The 23,147-nt window shown below is 39.4% G+C and carries 17 protein-coding genes; 9 read left to right on the forward strand and 8 right to left on the reverse strand.

Going from position 1 to position 23,147, the window contains the following annotated elements:
* Positions 1–7 precede the first annotated feature (7 nt).
* From FRX97_RS01395 to porZ, 3 genes are read right to left on the reverse strand one after another with little or no spacing between them, the layout of a single operon-like run.
* Complete coding sequence (locus FRX97_RS01395) at positions 8–2,188, reverse strand: M43 family zinc metalloprotease (RefSeq protein ID WP_147012615.1); 2,181 nt, start codon at positions 2,186–2,188, stop codon at positions 8–10.
* Between the two features lie 60 nt (positions 2,189–2,248).
* A complete protein-coding gene (recO, locus tag FRX97_RS01400) occupies positions 2,249–2,956 on the reverse strand; it encodes a DNA repair protein RecO (RefSeq protein ID WP_147012617.1) in 708 nt (235 codons plus the stop codon).
* Positions 2,956–5,274: a type IX secretion system anionic LPS delivery protein PorZ gene (porZ, locus tag FRX97_RS01405; protein ID WP_147012619.1), complete on the reverse strand. Its 2,319-nt coding sequence runs from the start codon at positions 5,272–5,274 to the stop codon at positions 2,956–2,958. Before porZ ends, recO begins: the two co-directional genes overlap by 1 nt.
* Positions 5,275–5,560: 286 nt before the next feature.
* Here porZ and FRX97_RS01410 point away from each other — a divergent pair, with 286 nt between their 5' ends.
* From FRX97_RS01410 to FRX97_RS01445, 8 genes are all read left to right on the forward strand, one after another.
* Positions 5,561–6,766, forward strand: coding sequence for a S8 family serine peptidase (locus tag FRX97_RS01410; RefSeq protein ID WP_147012620.1), 1,206 nt, complete (start codon positions 5,561–5,563; stop codon positions 6,764–6,766).
* Between the two features lie 119 nt (positions 6,767–6,885).
* Positions 6,886–7,245: a rhodanese-like domain-containing protein gene (locus tag FRX97_RS01415; protein ID WP_170226976.1), complete on the forward strand. Its 360-nt coding sequence runs from the start codon at positions 6,886–6,888 to the stop codon at positions 7,243–7,245.
* 101 nt (positions 7,246–7,346) lie between these two features.
* Complete coding sequence (locus FRX97_RS01420; protein ID WP_147012625.1) at positions 7,347–7,793, forward strand: hypothetical protein; 447 nt, start codon at positions 7,347–7,349, stop codon at positions 7,791–7,793.
* A 90-nt stretch (positions 7,794–7,883) separates the two neighbouring features.
* Positions 7,884–8,309: a DUF7793 family protein gene (locus FRX97_RS01425; RefSeq protein ID WP_147012627.1), complete on the forward strand. Its 426-nt coding sequence runs from the start codon at positions 7,884–7,886 to the stop codon at positions 8,307–8,309.
* A gap of 23 nt (positions 8,310–8,332) precedes the next feature.
* Positions 8,333–10,156, forward strand: coding sequence for a PAS domain-containing sensor histidine kinase (locus FRX97_RS01430; protein WP_147012629.1), 1,824 nt, complete (start codon positions 8,333–8,335; stop codon positions 10,154–10,156).
* The gene (locus FRX97_RS01435; RefSeq protein WP_147012631.1) at positions 10,153–10,578 is read left to right on the forward strand and encodes a response regulator; all 426 of its coding nucleotides are present in this window, start codon (positions 10,153–10,155) and stop codon (positions 10,576–10,578) included. Before FRX97_RS01430 ends, FRX97_RS01435 begins: the two co-directional genes overlap by 4 nt.
* Complete coding sequence (locus tag FRX97_RS01440) at positions 10,568–12,010, forward strand: hybrid sensor histidine kinase/response regulator (protein WP_147012633.1); 1,443 nt, start codon at positions 10,568–10,570, stop codon at positions 12,008–12,010. Before FRX97_RS01435 ends, FRX97_RS01440 begins: the two co-directional genes overlap by 11 nt.
* Positions 12,007–12,435 (forward strand): response regulator, encoded by a 429-nt coding sequence (locus FRX97_RS01445; protein ID WP_147012635.1) that lies wholly within the window; start codon positions 12,007–12,009, stop codon positions 12,433–12,435. The genes FRX97_RS01440 and FRX97_RS01445 overlap by 4 nt, the downstream gene beginning before the upstream one ends.
* 42 nt (positions 12,436–12,477) lie before the next feature.
* Here FRX97_RS01445 and FRX97_RS01450 read toward each other — a convergent pair whose 3' ends face one another.
* A complete protein-coding gene (locus FRX97_RS01450; RefSeq protein ID WP_147012637.1) occupies positions 12,478–13,122 on the reverse strand; it encodes a hypothetical protein in 645 nt (214 codons plus the stop codon).
* A 20-nt stretch (positions 13,123–13,142) separates the two neighbouring features.
* Positions 13,143–13,580 (reverse strand): GNAT family N-acetyltransferase, encoded by a 438-nt coding sequence (locus tag FRX97_RS01455; RefSeq protein WP_170226977.1) that lies wholly within the window; start codon positions 13,578–13,580, stop codon positions 13,143–13,145.
* A 185-nt stretch (positions 13,581–13,765) separates the two neighbouring features.
* On the opposite strand from FRX97_RS01455, the gene FRX97_RS01460 reads away from it, so the two are divergent.
* Positions 13,766–16,591 carry an FAD-binding and (Fe-S)-binding domain-containing protein gene (locus tag FRX97_RS01460; RefSeq protein WP_147012641.1) on the forward strand — a complete coding sequence of 942 codons (2,826 nt, stop codon included), beginning with the start codon at positions 13,766–13,768 and terminating at the stop codon, positions 16,589–16,591.
* Here the strand turns inward: FRX97_RS01460 and FRX97_RS01465 are convergent.
* From FRX97_RS01465 to FRX97_RS01475, 3 genes are read right to left on the reverse strand one after another with little or no spacing between them, the layout of a single operon-like run.
* A complete protein-coding gene (locus FRX97_RS01465) occupies positions 16,566–20,600 on the reverse strand; it encodes a PAS domain S-box protein (protein ID WP_147012643.1) in 4,035 nt (1,344 codons plus the stop codon). The genes FRX97_RS01460 and FRX97_RS01465 overlap by 26 nt on opposite strands.
* Entirely contained in the window at positions 20,569–22,056 is a 1,488-nt protein-coding gene (locus FRX97_RS01470) for a glycosyltransferase family 2 protein (protein WP_223266537.1), read from the reverse strand. The genes FRX97_RS01465 and FRX97_RS01470 overlap by 32 nt, the downstream gene beginning before the upstream one ends.
* On the reverse strand, positions 22,040–23,143 hold the full coding sequence (locus FRX97_RS01475) for a HEAT repeat domain-containing protein (RefSeq protein ID WP_147012645.1): 1,104 nt from the start codon (positions 23,141–23,143) through the stop codon (positions 22,040–22,042). Before FRX97_RS01475 ends, FRX97_RS01470 begins: the two co-directional genes overlap by 17 nt.
* Positions 23,144–23,147: the final 4 nt, after the last annotated feature.

A 23,147-nucleotide genomic window follows, 5' to 3' on the forward strand; every position in this document is an offset into this window, starting at 1 on the left:
TTCGTTATTATTTAACCACAGTAACTTTCTTGATGGTTACTTCTCCATCTTTCATGGTCATTTTTACAAAGTAAATTCCTGCGTTAGCCTTGGCTCCAAGATCAACTCTCAAATCCTGACTGGTTGGGTTTACGCTGTATATATTTTTTCCAACTGCATTCATAACAGTTACGTTCTCAACCTCAGCCCCATTACTCATAGAAATGGTAAAGTTACCTGTGTTAGGATTTGGATAAACGTTAACGCTATTTTCAGCATTAAGTTCGCCTACTGATGTAGTAGCCTCCGCGACTCTAATTTGGTCTAGGTAGGTATTATTACCACCATCGTGAACATAAGTAAATTTAAAACGGATAACCTTGTCTGCGTACTGAGTAAGATCTACTTCAGTAGTTTTCCACTCTGATTTATCCGAAGGAGTAAATTCTGTTGTTTGCTGATTCGGCGCCGTTTTCAAGCTGAATAACTTTAAAGTCTTAAGAGGCTTATAAGTCTCACCACAATCTTCAGAAACAGAGAATATCAATTGATCCTGATCGGTATTTGTGCGCAAAGCATGAGCATAAGCAAAAGTTACTTTAGGTGCGTTTAAACCAGAGAGATTTACCACCCCACTAACCAGCTCATCGATAGATTCGTTTGTGATATATCTACCTCTTAACTCAAGGCTAGTACCATCTTCGTATCCAGTTTCCTCGGTTAGCTGCCAGGTATATCCTTCATCAGCATTGTAAATTGAGAAAGCTCCTCCGTTTTCGATTGAGCTTGGGTCCCAAAACTCTTCTTCGAAAGGTAATTGGATGATTTGATCATTTAAAACGGTTACTGCATCAGTAATAGTTACCGTTCTAGTTTCTTCACCTTTAGTTACAGTTAAGGTTACATCGAAAGTTCCCGCGTTGTTATACGTTATGCTTGGGTTTTGCTCTGTGCTGGTTGAAGGCTCTCCACCTGGGAATGACCACTCCCAAGAATCAACACCAAAAATAGACTTGTCTTTAAATTCAACCACAGTTTTAGGACAAACTACAGACTGACCATTAATGTCAAATCTTGCTTCACATAAGTAATCTCTTCCAACTTGTGGATCGTAATTTACACCTGTAGCCTCTAGGTTGTTAGCGCTCCAAAGATTGTTTCTTCCAGCCGTAGAGCTTTGTAATGCAGCATGCATTCTTGCCTTCTGGCCTTCAGTAAACATGTGAGAACAATATGAGTAATCCATGAAGTTCTGCACGTTATCTAGAGATCCACATGTAGATTGACTGGTGTTACAAGTTTGAGAACCAACTGTTCTAGGAGTATCCTCAATCCCGTCGTCTAAATCACAGTTACTTGCTGCTCCAGGAGTATTAGAGTTACCCCAAGTGTGAGGAAGGTTTAAGTAATGACCCAACTCATGAGCTAAGGTAAAGGCTCTTCCATATTGGCTCGTTCCGATGGTACCCGTGTAGTTATGTAATAACACAACTCCATCTCTTACAGCATTTCCATTAGCAGGATAGTATGAATAACCGGCTGCACCAGAAGCAATTTTAGGTACGATGTAAATGTTTACATATTTATTAGTTGGCCATTGTCTTCCAGACTTGTACTCTTGGTCTGTACCACCGTTAGAAAGCGTTTGCTCATAGCGGTTAATCCCATCAGTACAGTTACCGTTAGGATCAACAGAAGCTAAACGGAACTCAATTTCAGCATCGGCAATAATTGGTTTAAAATCGTCGATTACCTCGTTAAGAGTTGGTGTTTGCTTTGAGAAATTAAGATTGGTAATACGGACTGCATCGTGTATTTGTGCATCGCTAATATTTGGTGTCTCTTGTCCAGGTTCGTAGATAACGTGGAACACCACTGGAATAACGTATTTAGTAGCTTTTGTTTCAGCCTTGCCGTTCACCATCATTTTACGAGACTCCTTAATCATTCTTTCATTGTAGGCCTCGTACTCAGCTCTCATTTCAGGATGCTCCTGAAATAATTTTTCTTGCATGGTGTATTGGCTACAAAGCTCTACTTCTTGCGCCGAAGCAGAGTAACCAAGACCAGCCAGTAGGGCTAAGCATGATAAAGTAAATTTACGCATAGTAATAATAATTGGTTTATCTTCTAAAAGGGGTACAAAGGTACCCAATGCATATCCATTTACGATAATTCTTGGATGAACGGTTACCAAATTGTTAAGCAAATATTGTAAACACAAAATGCTATTTTACAGGATTTTAGCCTTTTAGGATTACAAGTGGGATTAGAGTAAAACCGCCCTAATAATTTCTAGTGATTTCAAATTTTGAAAACCAGGCTGATGGTAGGATAGATAATCCAACATTAAATTTAGTGTCATCCAGCGCTCATTTCCATTTTTTAGCGCTCTTTCTGAACTTTCTCTTGCTAATATTTTCCAATAACCCCAAGACCCTTCCTTTTGTCCAGGCTGGTATTTTACTCCGCCAATAAAACAACCATTGGCAAAATCGAGCACATCTCCCTCAGAAAATGAATGCCAGTCGGGTTGTAATCCCAAAACGCTTATAACCGAATTACAGAAATTAATCGGGAACTCTACTAAATCTGTCGACAGAGTTAATTGCTCCATCGCCCAAGCCCCTATTTTAAACACCTCCGATCCCTCTGGGTGTTGACTTGCAAAACGCAACAACATTTCGGCAGCAAATTGGCGAAAGCACATAACCTCGGGACGACGGTCCATATTTATCTGGGCATATAAATCGCTGTAGCTTTTTAAAAGATGCAGACTGCCTTTTTTTGCAGGATAATATTCTATTTCCACCAAAGAAAGCGGGCGAGAAATGGACACAGGTTGTATGCGTTTACTTTTTTTAATCCCCTTAGCCATTAGCCCCAGAGAATCGCCATGTTCCCCTACTAGATTTACTATAAGCGAGCTTTCAGAGTGATTTATAGAACGAAGAACAATGGCTTTTTGCTTTTTCATTAGTTGCGAACCACTAATACGCGACCCAATTCTTTTTGTTCCCCAAAAATATCTGAACCCATAATTAGGTATACCCCAGTACCTACTCTAACTCCATCGTTGTTGTTTAAATCCCAGGTTGCTCTCGCTCCATTACTTAGGAGATTGCGAATCAATCGTCCATCGGTACTGGTAATTTTAACTTTTGAATCCTGAGCAAAACCATCTATGGTAAGCAAGCCATTGTAATCAGGTCTTACTGGGTTTGGATATACGGTAAGCCCATCCACCTCAAATTTAGGCTGAGCAGCATCCGTTTTAAGCGACTGAATACCCTCGGAGGTAGAAATAAATAACTCCCCAGAATTAGGTAAAAATTCTAGATCTATAATTTCATTAGAGATCAAAGGGCTATTACTTGTCGTAAAATGCGCAATCTGTTCTGTAACGTCAGCCGAAAAGAGAAAAACGCCAGAAGCCTGCGTTCCAAACCACTTTCTATTACCCCCATCTATTTCAACAGCATTTATTTGCTCTGTTTCCAAAACGATTTGAACGTTTCCATCTTGCTCAATAAAAATTTGTTGAGCCCTTGGGTTGTCCTCCTCAAATATGAAATCTGGATTGTAAAACACCGCCGGACCTTTAGCGGTTCCAACCCAAATGTCGCCATCCCAATCCTCGGCAACATCATAAACCAAGTTTGATGGAAGATTTCCATTGTTTTCCGAAGTTCCTAAAAGACGCCCCCTATTGTCCGCCTCATCCTCTAAATTTCCAGCATCAAATGCATAGATTCCTCTTCCTGCATTAGTAATCCAAATTTGACCAGCTGAGGTTAAAGTGAAATTAGTTACCGCGTTTGTAGACCTATTCCCATAGCCAGGAAGGTTTAGCCTCAACCAATTTCCATCGGGCTTTAGCACTTTCAGAAGTTCGTTGGTATAACTATTCCCCACCCATAAATTACCATCGATGTCCATTTCTAAAAACCCCGTATTTACCTGGGTAGCAAACTCCAAACGTACTTCTAGTGGGGAGTTATCTTTAAAATAAAGCTGATTCAAGACTCCATTTTTGAATTCTAATAAACCATCACCCCATGATGCAGCATAAAAATTTTCAGCATCCTTACCAACCACCTGAATGATGTCGAAAATGGTATCGTTAATTGCTTCTGTGGTGTAATGGTAATTGTTCCAAACACCCTTAGTGTAAGTGTACAAGCCCCCATTGTTAAAGTTATTACTGTAATTGGGAGTTATTCCACCACTTCCCACAAATAGTTGATCTCGCTGGTTGCTTTTTAAGCGAAAACCAACATTAGATCGAGGTCCATTGGCTACCAATGCCTCCGTAGAACCAGATTCTGGAATTTTTATAATACCACTGTTTGTAGAACCCGCCCAAACCGTGCCATTTTTAATTATCGCCTGATTGAAAAAGTTAGGGATTTCGCTAGGAGGGAAAATCTTCCTCTTCAAATTAAGGTTGCCATCTAAATGCCACATTTCGTATCTCCATTGGAGCAACAATTCGTTGTCTCCTGCATCTAATTCAAAAACGAAATCAAAAATATTATCGATTATAGTTTCCCAGTTTTTACCATCTGCCATTTTCCAAAATCCACCTACCTGGCCAAGCTCCGCACCGGCAACTAATACGCCATTAAAAGGGGTAATAGACTTTACATTGGCATCCCCTATCGGTAAATCGGGCAATTTTTGCCATTTATTAAAGTCGGCAAGAATTAGTGGGTTATTAAGAGGCGCCTTGAAAATTCCCGCATTAGTGGCTGCAAACAAACTGTCTTTAAACAACTGAACCTCGTTTACGGCAAGACTTAATTCGTCCGTTTGAAAAAAGAAGGAATCTAGGCTAAGGCCGCGAATAATATCCAGCTTCAATATTCCAAAATCGGTGGCGAAGTAGGCGATACTGCCTTCTACAACGGTAATTTTATTAATGCGCTTACTTCCAATTATTGACTTGTTTACGATGTCTGGCACATTAATAATTTCATTTTTGCGAATGAGGTCGATATTTCCATTCTCATAGCCCACAATTAAAGTGCTACTTGCTCCATCGTAACTGAGGGTTGAAATTTTGGAATCGGATAAACCTTCCACTTTTCCAATGGTGCTTATGCTATTATCCGACAGATTATACGTTACAATTCCAACTTGCGCAGCACCGTAAATTTTATTCTCTGCAATTGCTACTGAATTTATGTTGTAAAAAGAGAAATGGTCTTTCCAAGACCCCACGCGCAACTGCGATTGTCCCATGATGGATAAACCACTAATGAAGAAAATTAGACCGGCTATATATTTTGTCATTCGGAAAGTCTTGAATTGTGGAACGTCAAACTTACTACAATAGTGCCGAACTAGATAAAAGGGAAAGGAATCCAAAATAGAAAAACCAAACCCCCTTGTAAACTCCAATTTCTCAACGTGAACTGTCTGGCTAATTAAAAATCAAAACAAATAGAGGAGATTTGATTAATTATTTAGCCATCATCCAATTTTATAAAAAGGTTTTTGGCTTCATTTAATTTTTATTCAGAAGGGTATTTCACTTTCGAATTGCGTAGATTAATCCCACAAACCTTACACTTTAACTATGAAAAAGCACCTTTTATGGATTAGCTCCCTTGCACTAATCTCGTATCAATGCCAGAAGGCTGATTTAATTCAAGACATCACAACCCATAGCCCAGAAGCTCACATACTTAGCTCGGAAAATTCAGTTGAAGGTAAATACGTCATTAAGCTAAGAGATCAGTATAAATCCACTTTAAAAATCAATGCTATTGAGAATATTGGGGGCAAGGATTTAGTAAAAAAGGCGGTGTCTAAGATATTTTCGGAGTTGGAAATAGGCCAACCTGAAATATCGCATTATTACAGCAATGTATACCCTGGTTTTTCGGCTGCTCTAAGTGAGAACGTAGCAAACCAATTATTGCAACACCCTGCCGTTGAAATCATAAGCCAAGACGAAATCATAAGTCTAAATGATATCGACGAGGGAGGTTCTGCACCAAGAAAAGCACAAAACACACCCTGGGGAGTACAACGTACTGGAAAAGCGGATGGCTCGGGTAAAACGGTTTGGATTTTAGACACAGGTGTAGATTTGGACCATCCCGATTTAACAGTGGACCAAATTAGAAGTCAGTCTTTTTCAACTACCGATGGTACACTTTTGAGCAACGGCGGCGATGATAACCATGGCCATGGGACCCATGTTGCTGGAACTGTTGCCGCCCTTGACAACAACTTTGGAGTTGTAGGAGTGGCTTACGGAGCCACAGTTGTTTCTGTAAAAGTTTTAGGTGGAAACGGATCGGGACTTTTATCGGATGTAATCGCGGGTATAGACTACACCGCAGGATTATCGCTACCGGGAGATGTTGCAAATATGAGTTTGTCTGGAGGAGCCAATAGCCTATTAGACTGGGCGGTGCAGTCTGCATCACTTACTGGAACTTGGTATGTAATGGCGGCCGGAAACAGCAGAAGACATGCCAACTTACATTCGCCAGCAAGAGCCAACGGCCCTTTCCTTATTACTGTTTCAGCCTCTAGGTCAGGAGATTATTGGGCAGGATTCTCCAATTATGGTAATCCCCCTGTAGATTTCGCAGCACCCGGACAAAGTGTGTACTCAACATATAAAAACAAAGGATATAGAACGATGAGTGGAACCTCTATGGCGGCACCTCATGTAGCTGGGATTGTATTAATTAAAAATGGATTACCCAGCAGCAGTAGCAATGTACAAGGAGATCCAGACGGAAATCCAGACCCTATTGCCGAGATATAGATATTTAAAACCATCTGACGAAGCAAGCGCTTCGTCGGATGATTTCGCTCCTTCGTAAAACGCAATCAACCGTTAGGCCTCTCTTTCGGAAATTTAGGGTATTCAATAAAATAAGTGTCATGCAATCGGAATTCGGCAATATTAAAGGACAGACCAGAGAATTAGACAGCGAGGAGTTTTTTACTCTGTACAAAGCCTTAGATAAAAAAATTCTAATTGATGTACGGACTAACAAGGAGTTTCTGAAACATCATATCCATGGCGCCAAAAATCTTGATATAACCCAAGAGTTTTTTGGAACTGTAAGCAACAATCTGGATCCAGATACTAGGGTATTTATGTATTGTGAGACTGGTGCAAGGGCTACTGCTGGAGCTAAATTACTTGCCAGTTTGGGGCTTACCGTGTTCGTGCTTAACAAGGGAATTAAGGGGATAAATAGCAGTATAATTGAGCACGGATTAATTTCCATGAATTAGGCAAAATTATTTTAACAAGAGATTGTTGTAAATACCATTTGGTAAGTTGGAAAACACAGGGATGAAAGTCTATTTTTGAGGCTGTAAAACTTACCGTCAACATGGCCGAATTGCAAAAACCTCAGCCTCCCAAGGGGGATAGCCCTGAAACCTGGAAAGCAACTATAAGAGCGTTTAATATGGTTTTCGAAGATGTAGTCTTCGAAGGTTATTCCAAACGTCAGTTAGACGAGTGGGTTAAACACGAAATAATTGATACCGCGGAAATTACCGAAATAGAGCGCATTGGATTAACCGATGAAGACAATGAAAACCCCAAGCGATCTAACAAAGAAATCGTAAGAGACCTTATCCACGAAAAGCTTGAATTTTATCAAAATCAAATTGAGAATTTAGAGCGTGTAATTAAAGAATCGGAGCAACAAGCATCGATTTTTGGGGACGACGATCAGTACAATCAAGCAAGAAAGAGAGACATAGAACGCTACAAAACATTAATCGAAGAGTTAAAAATACTTTCCAAAGCAGAAATTATTGTAAACGATTAATCTTCGACAAATAACTTCGACTCATTCCCCAAGTTTATTCGTTGGTCAAAGAATTTTAAATAGCCGTGTAAATACGGCTATTTTTATTTAATGGACTACAACGAATTATTCTCTCAAGAAATCCTACCTCACCCTGGAGCCAAGATTAAAACTGATATTTCTGGTATACAGTGGTTTTCACCGGATGGGTTGTTTATTTCCGTTCCTTGGAAGAACGTGCCGGAATCTACTATAGAATTTATCAAGGAAAGTGAACGGCAATGGGCAATAGATCATGGGGATGAAAAAATTGCCTGGCTAACCATTGTAAACCCTCAAACTCGAAGCTCAAAGGAAGTTAGAGACTACATGGCCGAGATTTTGCCTAAATACATTAAAGCATTGGCCATGGTTAACTATTCTCCTCTTGGCCGGATGGCTGCAAATCTATTTTTCGGGATTAAAAGGCAAGATTATCCAGTTAAGATGTTCTCCAACGTAGAATCCGCCCTTAAGTGGATTAAACCCTATCTATAAATTAGAATGACTATCTTTTAAACATGGTAAATGGTGAATCAAATAATGGGCCCTTAATCCAACTTCAGAAAAGGCTAGAGGCTGCTATTTCTGTGGGAGCGCTTAGTCCGGAAGATTTCCCAGAATTCTCCCCCACATTTTGCGCACTGTTAACCGAAAAGCTACATTCTAGTATACATCTTACAGAGCGTAAAAAGCGGTTAGAAAACATATTGGATGTATTGCTAGAATACAGCAAACTAGACTTTTCGAAATCCGCCACAATTTCAGAAAAAAACGACGAAATAGACGCAATAGCTCTTGGCTTAAATACCCTTGGAGAAGAGATTACCTACTACAAAAACCAATTAGAAGAAAGTAACCAGGCCCTTGAAATGTCACAGCGTCTTGGTAAGGTCGGGAGCTGGATTTATGATGAACCAAGCGGGAAAGTTTATTTATCAAAATCACTGCAGGATATATACGGTTATCCAGAATCTGAATTCGATGACTTCTGGAAATTTATAAATCGGTCAGTTCAAGAAGACCAAGAATTGCTAATAAATACCGTTAAAAAAGTCCGGGCAGATCATAAACCTTTTACCATTCACCATAGAGCTAAAAAACCAAATGGTGAAATCATTTATTTAGAATCAAGAGGCGAAGTAAGGCTTAAGGAAGGGAAACTACATAAAATCCAAGGTTCAACCATGGATATCACCTACATGGTGTCTCAGCAAAAGGAGTTAGTTAACCTTAATAATCTATTGCATGAAAAACAGAAATTGTTAGAAAATGCACAGCGTATTGCGAAAATTGGTAGTTGGAAATGGGAAATTAAAACGAACCAAATAACATGGTCTAAGGCATTATACGAAATATATGAAGTACCCGATAAAACACCTCTTTCACTTGAGGCCTTTCAAAAACTTTTGCATCCAGATGACCAAGGAAAGTTGAATGCTGCCATACAAAAATGCATAGAATCGGGTGAACCCTATGTGGTAAAACACAGAATTTTATGTGGTGACCAAGTAAAGTGGTTAGAAGGTAGGGGCGAAAGAATATTAAAGGACGGGGAGCTATTTGCACTGCAAGGCACTGGACACGAAATAACGGAACTGGTAGAAAACCAAATTCGTTTGGAGGAGCTCAACAAAACCCTAGAGAAAAAAGTAAAATCGAGAACAGAAGAACTCGAGGCGTTTACCTACAGTGTATCTCACGATTTAAGAGCCCCAATCAGAGCAATAAATGGTTTTGCTGAAATGATTCTAGAGGATTTTGAAAAAGATCTGGACCCTGAAGCAAAAAGGAAGCTGGGAGTCATTAAAAATAACGCCTTTAAAATGGGGCAGCTAATTGAAAATTTATTGGCCTTTTCGAGGTTAAGTAAATTCAAACCCAAATTCGAAACCGTTAATTTAAATGCGGTTTTAAAAAGCAGTTGGGAAACCTGCCTAGAACACAATTCTCATTCGGAAAATGTAAAAGTTGAAATTGCCGAACTGCCTTCGATTTATGGCAACGAAAAACTGCTGGAGCAGGTATTTATTAACCTTTTGGGCAATGCTATAAAATACTCCTCCAAGGAAGACAAACCCGTAATAACAGTATCCCATGAAGCTTGTGATAAAAACCACACCATTACCGTTTCTGATAACGGAATAGGATTCGATCCAAAATTGTCCGATAAATTATTTAGCGTTTTTGATAGATTACACTCCGATAATGATTTTAAAGGCTTGGGTGTGGGGCTTGCCATGACCAAAAGAATACTTGACAAACATCAAGCTTCCATTTGGGGCGAATCACAACCAAACCAAGGCGCAAAGTTTAAAATTGCATTTCCAAAAACCCTCTTATGATAATTGATAAAACGGTAGTGTTAGTAGAAGATTCGCCCGAAGATGCGGAACTAATAAAACGCGCGATTGAAAAATCTGGCTTTCAAGGTGAATTCAAATGGTTCTCAAACGGTCCCGATGCTTTGAATTACCTCAGCTTAAAAAAGGATCTTGCTAAACTCTCGGTGGTTATTCTTGATTATAAAATGGATGGCCTTTCGGGCAAAGATGTTTTAAAGCAAATCAGAACCAACCCTATATCTAAAAACTTACCAGTGGTAATGCTAACCTCTTCCGACGAATCATCAGATGTTGAGGAATGTTACGGTCTAGGAGTAAACAGTTATGTTGTAAAGCCCAACCATTTTAGCCAATTTAAATCGGTAATTTCCCATTTAAGTGAATATTGGGTTGGAATAAATAGAGCCCCTAATGTTGGATAAAAAGCATGAATTAATCGTACTTTTTTTAGAAGATTCCGATGAGGATTATACCCTAATTGTGCGTGCCTTGGAAAAAGGGCATTTTAAGATAATACCCAACAGAGTAGACAGTTTTGAAAAATTTAAAGAGCAGGTTACCTTCAATCCACCTGACATCATTATTTCGGACTACAGCCTGCAAGGATTCACAGGAATTGATGCATTAAATTTCATAAAGGAAAATAACTTCGACGCCCCTTTTGTGGTTGTTAGCGGCTATATCGGTGAAGAAAAAGCCGTGGAGTTCTTAAAGCTTGGTGCTAAGGACTACATCAGCAAAGAAAGTCTGGAGAAACTTCCTATTGCCCTAGAGCGGGTGATGCACGAAGTGCGGTTATCCTCAGAAAAAAAATTAACACAACGGAAATTAGAAGCCGAAATTGAGCGGAACAAGAAGCTGGTTACTGCTATGAGTGAGGGCTTGGTTCTTCTTGACGACAGAAACCAAATTATTTTCACCAACCGCGCATTTCAAAAAATGATAGGATACTCAGAGGGGGAATTAAACAAAATCCGCTGGGTTCAATTATTAAAAAATCCGCCTGAATTTGTTCCACTTATAAGTAGAACAGAGGGAAGAAGAGAGGTAGAATTACTCAATAAATTTGGAGATTCAGTTTGGGTGGAAATCAGTCTATCGGAAATTTATGATGGCGATTCGAGACAAATTATTAAGGTAATTAGCGATAAAACCGCAGAACGGGAGTCGGAGGAAAGACTAAAAGAGTTGAACTCGGAAATGGAGCAACTAATTTACCGAGCCTCTCATGACTTAAGGGGGCCCATCTCCTCTATGGAAGGCCTTCTTGAAAATCTAAAGTTAACTGGAATAGACAATGAAATTGCAGAGGCGTTCGAGGAAATGATTGACGATGCCTATCAAATTCTTGACAGTCTTGCTTTAGTGACCAAATACCAACACAACCCCCTTAATGTAGAAACCATTTTCATTAAATCCATGCTTGTGATTATGTGCGAAGAATACTTTTCGGACCTATCTAACAAGATTAAATTTGACTTGGAAATAATGGATTTGTATACAGACAAAGGCGCGTTTGAAACCATTTTAAGAAACTTAATGGATAACATTTTAAACCACGCGTACACGGAAGGGAAAAAACTGGAGGTGAAGTTTTCATCTAAAAGAATTAAGGACTACATCCTGTTCTGTGTGGAGGACAATGGGCCTGGAATCTTACCTCAACACCAAGAAAAAATATTCAACATGTTTTACCGAGCGAACCCAGCAATACATTCAACGGGACTCGGGTTATATCTATCAAAAAAAATAGCCAAGCGGCTTGGAGGTGATTTATCTTTGGAGTACTCTGGAGACCGTGGAACAAGATTTTGTCTCGCCATTCCAGACCTTACTACTGAGAAAAAATCATGAATCTAAAACGCATTATTCTTATTGACGATAATCGGGTTGACAATCTGGTGAATCGTAAAATGTTGGCGGCTTGTGGCTTTTCCTCTCCAATATTAATTTTTGATAATCCAAGAGAGGCCTTCCAATGGTTTTGCTCCCCAGAAGGATCAAACCAAGATGATGCAAGAAGCACGCTGGTATTACTCGATATTAACATGCCCGACCTTTCTGGCTTCGATCTGCTAAGCAAGTTAGAAAAAGAGCACCCAATCGGGTTTCCAGATTATTTAATCCTTATGCTCACTTCTTCAAGTGATATTGCGGATCAAATAAGAGCCAGCAACTATTCTAGGGTTATGGGTTATTTCCATAAACCACTAAATCCAACAAAAATCAATCAGTCCTTACTTCCTTTACTGGGGAGTTTATTTGGTAAAGCATCATAAAAAAAGGCCGAATAAATCCGGCCTTCCCTTTTGTATTTTTTATTACTGATTGCTCAGAAAAACCATCCTTGCATCTTTCTGTTGAAACGTAAATCCTCTTGAGTTTTCGTCAATAAACAAACGGTGAAAATCGTAAGCTGGGATATTTACGGTCTCTTGAGCTTTTAAGGTAAGCTCACCATACACATCCGCAATGGTCATTTCACCATCCATAACAAACACTGTTCTATCCGAATCTACAAATGCCTCGTCGGTGTTGTTATTCTGGTTCGTTAGCAATTGAATCTGGTGATCGTTCAGTTCCAAAGGTTTAAATTTAAGGTCCTTGAACAAATTTCCTTTTATAAATTCCGAGTGACTTTTACTGAATTTGTGATGTGGTCCCGACACATCTTTTTGATGAATTGTTAAATAATTGCATCTGCCTGTATCCGTTAACTGAAATGGGTTCCCCTTATCTACAATAATGTATTCTCCCTTCTTTACTCCGACTCGAGCCCCATTGGCATGCAGAAACTCTAACTCACCATCTAAAACCAGATAAAAAGCCTGTGAATTGACAAAACACTGCCAAGACTCCTCAAAATTTCGGTTTAAAACCAACTCTACAACATGGTTGTTGCAAGTAAAAACGGGTAGGGCTGTGTGTGCTGTTCTGGCGCTATTTGCCAGAACGGATAAATCCATAGAGAACATATTTATTGATTTTAGATTTTCATTCCCATATAGGTTTTACAAGAAAAATGTCCTGTATCACCCATTTTGTCGTCCAAATATTTGAACCCAAACCGCTCGTATAATCGAATGGCATCGCTTAATTTTTCCGAGCTTTCAAGGTAACAAAACTTGTACCCTGCTTTTTGCGCAAAATCGATACAATGCTTCAGAAGACCATATCCTATACCCTTTCCCCGATGAAGCCCAGAGACAAACATTCTTTGTAGTTCACATACGTCTTCATCAGCGCCAGAAAGCGGAGCTATCCCTCCTCCTCCAACAGTTTCACCTTTAATCTCCACCACAAAATATGCGGCTCTCCCACCCCCGTAACTCTTAGATAATTGCCTTATAACAGGATCGGTATATACCGTTCCCTCAATGGCCATTCCATATTCCTCCAGACTCCTTTTGATAATCTGTTCCATCGAGATATTATCTCGCTCCTGGATTTCCCTAACCGATATTTCCATATTACTTCCGCAAAGGGCATTGAAGTTATTTCCTTTTTCTAAAATATCATACCTATTATTCCCTAAATTTCGATAACTAAAAACCAGCTAAAACCCTTGTAAAGCATTGTTTTTCAGGTTTTTATGACCAAAATCATTTTATGTCATCAAAAATTCCGGCCTTAAAAAGCATTCGATCCGAACTAAGTAAAGATTGGAATGGTATTTGGGATAACTCCGCGCTGGCTATCGGATTGTATGCCACCGATGCTTCCGTTTATTCTGAAGACCCTTTGGCCGTAGCAATACCAAAAGACATAGATGCATTTAAAGAGGTGGTGAGGGTAGCGCTAAAGCATAAAACGCCAATCATTCCAAGAGGAGCCGGAACATCGCTTGCTGGGCAAGTAGTTGGAAATGGGTTGGTTGTTGATAGTTCTAAATACCTAAAAAAGGTCATAGAAATAAATGCCAAAGAAAAATATGCCTGGGTAGAACCCGGTGTCGTGCGGGATGAATTAAATTTTGAGCTGGACAAACACGGGCTTTATTTTGGCCCAGAAACTTCAACAACTAATCGCTGCACCATAGGAGGGATGATAGGAAATAATTCCTGTGGATCTCGCTCCATTGTTTATGGATCCGTTCGCAACCATCTACTGGAATTAAAATTTATTGGTGCCGATGGAAAGGAGCACCATATTGGAAGAGGTATAAAACCCGATCCTTTTGTAGAGAATTTATGTAATAAGTTAAAGGGCTTTCTAGATGACCAAACCTTAGCTGAAATTAAAGCGGTCTATCCGAAGTCAAATATTTCTAGAAGAAATCATGGTTATGCCCTCGACTGCGTTTTACAAGAAAACGGGGAACTAGACCTATGCAAGTTATTTGCAGGTAGCGAAGGAACATTAGGTGTTATTACCCAGGCTAAAATTAATCTTTCCCCTCTCCCAGGAAAACATCAGGCGCTGCTTTGCCTTATGTGCAGCAGTGTCGATTTCGCCCTAAAGACCAATATTTCAGCTCTTAACTACAATCCCACCGCTTCTGAGCTTATAGATGACAACATAATTCGCTGTACAGAGAATCAAATTGGACAGCAGGAAAACCGTTTTTTCATCAAGGGTAATCCCGGAGCCATATTAGTGGTTGAATTCTGTGAAGAGGAGGAGAATATTTTGGAGCAGAAATTAAATGGTTTAACCAAGGAGGTGGTGCATCTTGGATTAATAGCCGACCATTCCATCGTTCAAGGCGATGACATGAATAGGGTTTGGAACCTACGTAAAGCAGGTCTGGGACTTCTATCTAATATACCTGGAGATGCTAAACCTGTTGCGGTAGTAGAAGATACTGCTGTTGACCCCATTGACTTGCCTGCATATATCCAAGAGTTTAATGTGGCACTGCAAAAGAGAAATCTAAGTGCCGTTCATTATGCGCATGCAGGAAGTGGAGAACTTCATTTAAGACCCGTATTGGATTTAAAATCGGATGCGGGCAGAAAGGCATTTTTTGATATCGCAATGGATGTTGCCCTTTTGGTAAAGAAATACCGCGGTGCTTTAAGTGGAGAACACGGTGATGGCCGACTTAGGGGGTATTTCATAAAAACCATGTATGGCGAAAGGATTTACAAACTCTTCCAAGATGTTAAGCGATTATGGGATCCAGAACATCTTTTCAATCCTGGAAAAATTGTTGAAACGCCACATCCAATTGAAAATCTACGGTTTTCTGTCCATTACCATAAACCGGAGTTAAATACTGGGTTTCACTTCAGGCAATTTAAAAGCTTGCAAGGGGCAGTTGAGCTTTGCAATGGTTCTGGAGACTGTGTTAAAAGTGAAATAATTGCAGGAACCCTTTGTCCGAGCTATCAGGCCACAAAAGATGAAAAAGACAGCACACGGGGAAGAGCGAATATTTTAAGACGAACTCTAGCTAAGGGAAACCCAGACTTAAACAATCCAGAATTAAAGAAGGCCTTAGAATATTGTATTTCCTGCAAAGCTTGTAAAAGAGAATGCCCCAGTAATGTGGATATGGCCAAAATAAAGGCAGAAGTGTCCTACCAGAACTCCAAAAATTCATTTAAACTAGCCCAGTGGGCAATTTCAAGAGGTTATGGTGTGCTTTTAAAAGCCAGAGCACTTAGAGCTCCAGCTAGCCTCCTTTTCCCATTATTAAGAGGCCCGTTACAAATCTCAAGCAAAAGATCGGCGCCAAACTTTTCATTTGAAGCAATTCCCTTTATACCATCAAAATCTGGTATATGGATATATGTGGATGAATTTACTGCTGTTGAATCTCCCAAATTGGTAATCGAGCTGCAAAAAATTACTCAATTTTTAAAGCTCGATGTTGGTATTCTCCCTCCATTTGAAAGTGCTCGTTCCGCCATATCCATGGGAGATTTGAAACATGCAAAAAAGCTTATACACAACAATATAAACTTGCTAAAAAAGTATGAGGTTAATGAGCTTATTGGAATAGAACCCAGCGCTTATTTGGGATTAAAAGAGGAGTGGTTAGATCTATGTGGGGATAATCATTTAAAGTTATGCCAAGAATTGGCAGGTAAGATTAAAGGTTATGACTCCTTTCTTTTGGAACACTTTTCCGATCACGGAACTCCGAAATTTAATGACCTGGAGTCCAAAAAACCTATTCAAATCCATGAACACTGTCACCATAAAGCCCTGGTTGGAAAACCCCAGGTTCAGGAGATTCTAAAAATTTTGGGATATCAAGAGGTGGAGACCTTAGATTCGGGATGTTGTGGAATGGCGGGGTTTTTCGGCTATCAGAAAAAAAATTACCAAATCTCAAAAGCGATTGCAAATAACAAATTACTTCCCAAGATTAAACAAGATAGCGTGTTAATTGCCGCTGGAACAAGCTGCAGACATCAAATTAAAGATCTTAAAAATCGTAAAGCCCTGCACCCCATTACCTTTATACATCGGACTCTGGGACTTTAGTTATTTCTGGATTTGCATTTAAGTACTCCAAAACCTTCTCTATCTCCTCTGTGAAGTAATTTAAGGTATCCCTGATAGGCGCATTATCGGCAGGTTTTTCCTTTTGTAATTGAAGGCCCTTTGCAAGCTCCACTAAATCTGATCGCCCAACAAATCCAATTGAGGACTTGAGGGTATGACAAGCCTTTGCAATAGGTTCCCAAGTTTCGGTATTAAGGTTTTCATATATCGCCTTAAGGTATCCTGGCGTATCCTCTTTAAAAATATCTATCATTTCATCCACAACATCCTGATCGTTACCCACCATCTCTCGAAGATAGGCTAAGTCTACAGGTTTGTCTGGCTTCATGTTTTCCGCATTTTTAGCGGGTGAGGCTCCATTATCTTCGTATACAGGAGGGGATTTATCACCTTTCTTTCTTGGTAATTCATTTCCAAGCTGTTTAAAAACCACTTGGTATAATTCATCCGGTTTAAAGGGCTTAGAAACATAGTCATTCATTCCTGCCTTTAAGTACCTTTCTTTTTCCTCAACCAACGCGTGAGCTGTTAAGGCTATTATTGGCGTACTTTTTTTGTTTTTCTCCTTAAGCTTTATCTGCTTCATTGCCTCCAACCCATCCATTATCGGCATTTGGATATCCATCAGAATGAGATCAAATGTGTATTCATCGTACAGGTCTACAGCCTCACTTCCGTTTGAAGCAACTTTTACATCAAACCCAACATCGCGTAGCAGTTTTGCTGTTATAATCTGATTATTAAGATTATCCTCGGCGATTAACACAGAATAACCTTGTCCAGTTTTATGTTCAACATCCACCTTTTCTGAAAGAGATAAATTCTTCGGATTTCCTTTTTTAATTGGGAATTTCAGGGTGAATTCTGATCCTTTACCTACTTCACTATCTACACTTATTTCACCTTTTAAAATGTTCAGCAAATTCTTTACAATACTCAGTCCCAACCCACTACCACCATACTTTCTGGTAGTGTCTCCTTCGGCCTGGCTAAAGCTTTGAAAAATACTATTGAGCTTTTCTTTGGGTATGCCTATTCCAGTATCTCGAACTGCAATTTCTATATCTTGTTTGGTTTTGGTTTCCCTTGCCACAGATACCGAAATAGTGATTTTACCTTTTTCTGTAAACTTAATGGCGTTGCCGACAAGGTTTATTAGCATCTGATTAATGCGATATGGATCACCTTTGTAGGCCGCATAAACTTTATCATCCCAGTCTACTTCCAGACCAATATTCTTTTGGGAGGCTTTCAGTTTAAACAGCTTGTAAACTTGTTGGATAGTAGACTTCAGATCGAAATCGGTATTCTCCACTTTTACTTTGCCCGCTTCCAGTTTCGAGAAATCCAGAATATCATCAATTAGTACTAACAGGTTCTCAGCCGATGAGTATATGTTGGTAGCATAATCCTTAAGCTCATTATCCACATTTGCCTCCATTAAAAAGCGGCTAAACCCAAGTATGGCATTCATCGGAGTTCTAATTTCGTGACTCACATTGGCAACGAAATTCTGCTTCAATTTTGCGGTTTCCTCAGCCTTTTCTTTGGCTTGCTTTAATTCTTCCTGTATTTTGTAATCTAGAGTTTCATCCTGTATAACTCCAATAATTCCTGGATTAGCATTGGCGGTAATCCTCGATCTAGCGGAACAGCTTATCACTATTTCTCGCCCATCATCAATTCTATTTACATGAAGGAGCTTATGGAACGGTTTTCCTTCCTCAATAAGCGTTATAAATGCCTGAGTAAGTTCTTTTCTATCGTTTACACTTACAAGTCGCAGTAAATCTGCATCGACTTTTATTTTTTGCTTTGGGATACCGAGAAGTTCGAATACCGCATCAGAGCAATAAATCTCATCTAGCTTAATGTCGTATTCAAAAGAACCAATCTGAGCAAAGGCCTGCGCATCATTGAGCATATCCTCACTACGTTTAAGAATTTCCTTTTGACGAAATTCTTCAGTGATATCTCTAATTACGTGTGCGGCTCCTAGCAACCTCTTATTCTGGTCTCTTATGGAGTTGAAGGTTACATTCTGATATCCCTCTCGAGTACCATCAATATTTACCTTTAACTCAAAGCTGAACTCCTGTCCTTTTAGAGCCTTTTCCCAGTACGGTTCTAGGACTCTTTTATCTGGTTTTGCCTCAGAGAATATGGTCTTAATATTATCTCCAGCTTGGATATTAGTATCATGTTCCTTGTCGAAGTATGCCTTAAAAGCACGGTTAAATGCTATAAAGTTGTAGTTAATATCAACGGCTGCAATTAGGTCTTGAGAGGAGTCTATTATTCCCTGTAATCGCTGGTAGGATAGATTAAGCTCTCTGGCAGCATTACGCAATTTCCGTTCGTTTTCCAGGCGTTGAGAAACATCCCTAACACTAGAAAGCACCAATAACCCTTTTTCGGTTTGTACTGGACTTAAGCTTATTTCTACAGGAAAAATTTCACCATTTTTTCTTTTGGCATATAATTCTGAGCCCTGTCCCATAGGTCGAGCTTGAGGGTCTTTGAAATACTCTTTTCTATGGTGTTTATGTGCATCTTTATAACTATCTGGCACAAGAATGTCGATGGACTTTCCTAATAACTCTTCTCGAGGATAACCAAAGGTTTCTTCTGTTTTCCGGTTAACGAGAAATATTTTTCCTTTTTCGTCCATGATAATGGTGGAGTCCGATCCCATTTCGAGGAAGGATTGAAACCTTGCATCGGAGAATTTCCTTTCCGAAAGATTTCGTACCAAAAGGGTAAAGCCTAGAATGTCGTCTTTATCTGGGGTTAACTGCGGATTTATTATAACATGACCCCAAAAATCTTGACCATCCTTTACTTTCATCCAACCAAACCATTCTTTCTTCTTTTTACTCTGAAAGGCATTTTCGAATATTTCTTCGGGTGAGGTTTTCTCTATTCCAGAAGGTTTTAAAAAGCGAAGAAAATCTTGTCCACTAACCTCCTCAATTTTAAAATTATAAATACGCTCAGCTCCTTTATTCCAAAGTCGTATTCTATTATTAGCGTCTAATCCAATAATAGCAAACTCGGAAATTTCCTCACTGATGCCACTAAACCTAGATTCCATTTCATATCCCGGAACAAAACCTGTTTTCTTTTCGGCGTTTTCAGCCACCAATAGCATGGAGTCCAATTCTCCCTTTTCATTGGCAATAGGGAGTGCTTTAACAGAAAACCAAGTGTAGACTCCAGATTTCCCCTTCAAACGCACATTTCCAAGCCATTCGTATTTAGGTTTTTCAACGGCTTCCTCCCAAAGGCTTAAAAGATTTTGATATTGATCGGTATGAACGAAAGTCCAAATTGACTTTCCTTTCAAATCAGTTGGAAACCATCCTAGTTGTTCGAATACCGCAACGTTTACATCTTCTATTTTTCCTTCGAGATCGGTAAAAGCTATAATCTCCGAGGAATGGTTGGACAAAATTTGGTAAACCTTACCTGAGTCTAATTTCCTGGTTATGGTGGTATCCGATTCACGGACTATGCCATGAAGAACTTCGTTGTTTTTTGCATCAAGGGTTATTTTACCTTGGTAATCCAACCAACCAATACTACCGTCTCCCTTTACTATTCTATGTCTTATTCTATAAGATCCCTTTTCCTGAACCGCCTTGTTCACCACTTTATTCATGGTTTCAACATCATCGGGATGAACGAATTCAAAATATTTCTGAGGCGTGATTTTTTCGTTTTTAGGAAGTCCGAAAATGTTGAAAAGAGCTTCATTCCAATCTACTTTTTCTGTTCCAACCCACCAAGAAAACATTCCAATGGAGGAGCCAGCATCAGAATTTGAACTCTTACCGTCTTTTTCCTTTAAGTACTGAGCAGCAGCGGCAAGCTTTTCTTTATCGGCAGTATTAATTTTACCCCTCTTAACAATATCATCGATGAGGGAAGCAACTGACTCTAAATCAGAAAAGTTATTATCTAGTTTGGACTCTTTTTTGGTTGCCATATTCCGGGGCGTTCACTTGTCTTGCTTCTGCGGTAAACCCTTTTCTTTCGAACTTCTCCCAGGTTTTTTTACCAACCAAGAAATCGTAATTTCCACGGAGGGCGCAGTACAAAATGTAGGGGTGAAATACGAAAGGTTCCGTTAACGCCGCAGCAAACAATTTTAATATGTCCCTTAATCTATGGTATTGATAAAAGGTTAACTCCTCTATTAAAAGTGCAATCATTGAATAGGTTACACTAAAGGAATACACCAAAAATATCATGGCCAAGAAATAAGGTATATTCAATACTCCAAACAATGCTAAGTAAAAGGTAATTACAATTCCAAAAATTTCGAAAAGTGGTGCTAACCACTCGAAAATTACCCAGTAAGGGTAGGATAAAAGTCCCATTCTTTTATATCGGGGATTGAATAGAATGTCCTTGTGCATTCGCAACGTTTCAATGGTACCTCTGGTCCATCTATTTCTTTGTTTAGCCAAAGATTTCCACGATTCTGGCACCTCTGTCCAGCAAAGTGGATCTGGAACAAAGCTTACTTTGTAGGCCAGTTTTTTACGCATCATATATTTACGCATCCGGATAACGATTTCCATATCCTCGCCTACTGTACGCTCATCATAACCCTTTACCTTTAGAGCTAATTCACGATCAAAAATCCCAATTGCCCCGGAAATTAGCATCATCCCATCGAAGTAGGTCCAACCTACTCTACCTAGGAGAAAGGTTCTAAGGTATTCCATGGCTTGGTATCGCGCAATCATCTTTTTAGGAGCCCTAACCCCTAATATTTTTCCATCTTGTATTTCACAGCCATTTGCTACCCTTACCACACCTCCAGAAGCAATTACTTTTTTGTCGGTTTCATCGACAAATGGTTTGGTAAGTTTTAATAACGCATCTTCTGTTAAGATACAATCCACATCGATGCAGGTAACATAGGGCATTTCTGAAATGTTAAGCCCAACATTTAATGCATCGGCCTTACCTCCATTCACTTTATCAACCACAATAAGTCGGTTAAAACTTCTATTTCTTGATCGGTAAACCGCTTTAACCTTTTGGGTTTTTACCGTTTGCCTTACAGCAAAATAATCGGCTTGTAAATCAAATGCCTCAATACATTTTTGAAGTGTGTCGTCGGTACTGCCGTCGTTAATAACTATTACGTTGAAGTTTGGATATTTTAAGGCTAATAAGCTTCGAACATTTTCAACTACAGTTTCCCCTTCGTTGTATGCTGGAGCTAATACAGAAATTCCTGGAGCAATATTCGACCTCAAAAGGGAATCTGTATCGGTAAATGATTTCCTTTTAAAGTAGGTCCTAATAGTTGCGATCGAGAGGATGGAAACCGTTAGGTAGCTCAACATCACAAAAACGGCATAGAAAAATATACCCGTTTCGAATGTTGATATTATTATCCTTATGAATTCACTAATGTTTCCGCTCATCAATAACGTGCTTTAGAAATAGAGCTCTGTTACCCGCTCTTTGTAACATTTCGCTCGTAATTTTTCCATTCGACAATGAATACAAACTTCTAGCAGCCGCTTTAGCAACCCTGTATTCTTTTACCTCAAGGAGCTTAAATAAAAAGTCAATATGATCATAGGGGTTTCCGATTTCCCCAATGGCATCTACCACTGCAACTTTAACTTCAGTGGAGTACGAATTAAATTGTTGAAGAAATTTGGGAACTATACCATCAATTTCAAGATGCTTTGCAGTTTTCGCTAACTCCATAAGGACGTCATCGTCGTTATGGTTTACCATTTTATATAACTTTTCTGCTCCCTCTACCTGATTAAAATGGGCAATTAGACGCAGCCCAAAAAGAACTACAGATTTATTTTTTTCATCCAACAAATAATAGAACTGGGGGATGTTTGCTGCTTCAAGTTTATCAAGTTCCTGCGTAATTCTAATTTGTTGCCAGCGACTTAAAGGATACCTAAGGTCTTGTAGAAACCCCAGTGCTCTTTCTCCTGCTAAGTCAATAGCCGCATATTGTGCTTCTGCTCTAAGAATTGGATTAGGGTGATCGGTATACTTCATAATGGTAGGAAGAGACTCCCTAACATCCATTTTCCCTAATTCTTGAAGAACAAAAGCCTTATCCTCCCACTGCCCTCTTTTAAGGTCCCTGAGCGCATATTTTCTGAGGTTTAACTCGTGATAAAACGTGGTTAATACCTTATCACTTTCCCCCATTATGTTTTCCTTGGCTTTGAGAATAACGTGCACCAAGGTTTCCCTCTTCACCTTATCAAAACCCTTGCTGGATATAGACTCTACAATTTTCTCGTAGCCCTTGGAGTACGATGCATAAGTGTCTTCGAAAAGAATATTGGTAATCAGCGTTTCGTACTTATCTGTAAAACGTTCTATTTTACTGTTTCGTCGCTGTGTAGTTTTCCTACTGATGAAAATAAAAATAATAAGCGCAATAGAGGTGAATAAAAGAACAGACCCCATCCATGCCGCTATCCGGGTAGGATAGTGCGAGTTGAAAAAGTAAAATTCTAGCCAACTCGACATATTT

Origin of the sequence: Luteibaculum oceani (genome assembly GCF_007995015.1) — a bacterium.
In the GTDB taxonomy this organism is placed as follows: Bacteria; Bacteroidota; Bacteroidia; order Flavobacteriales_D; family Luteibaculaceae; genus Luteibaculum; species Luteibaculum oceani.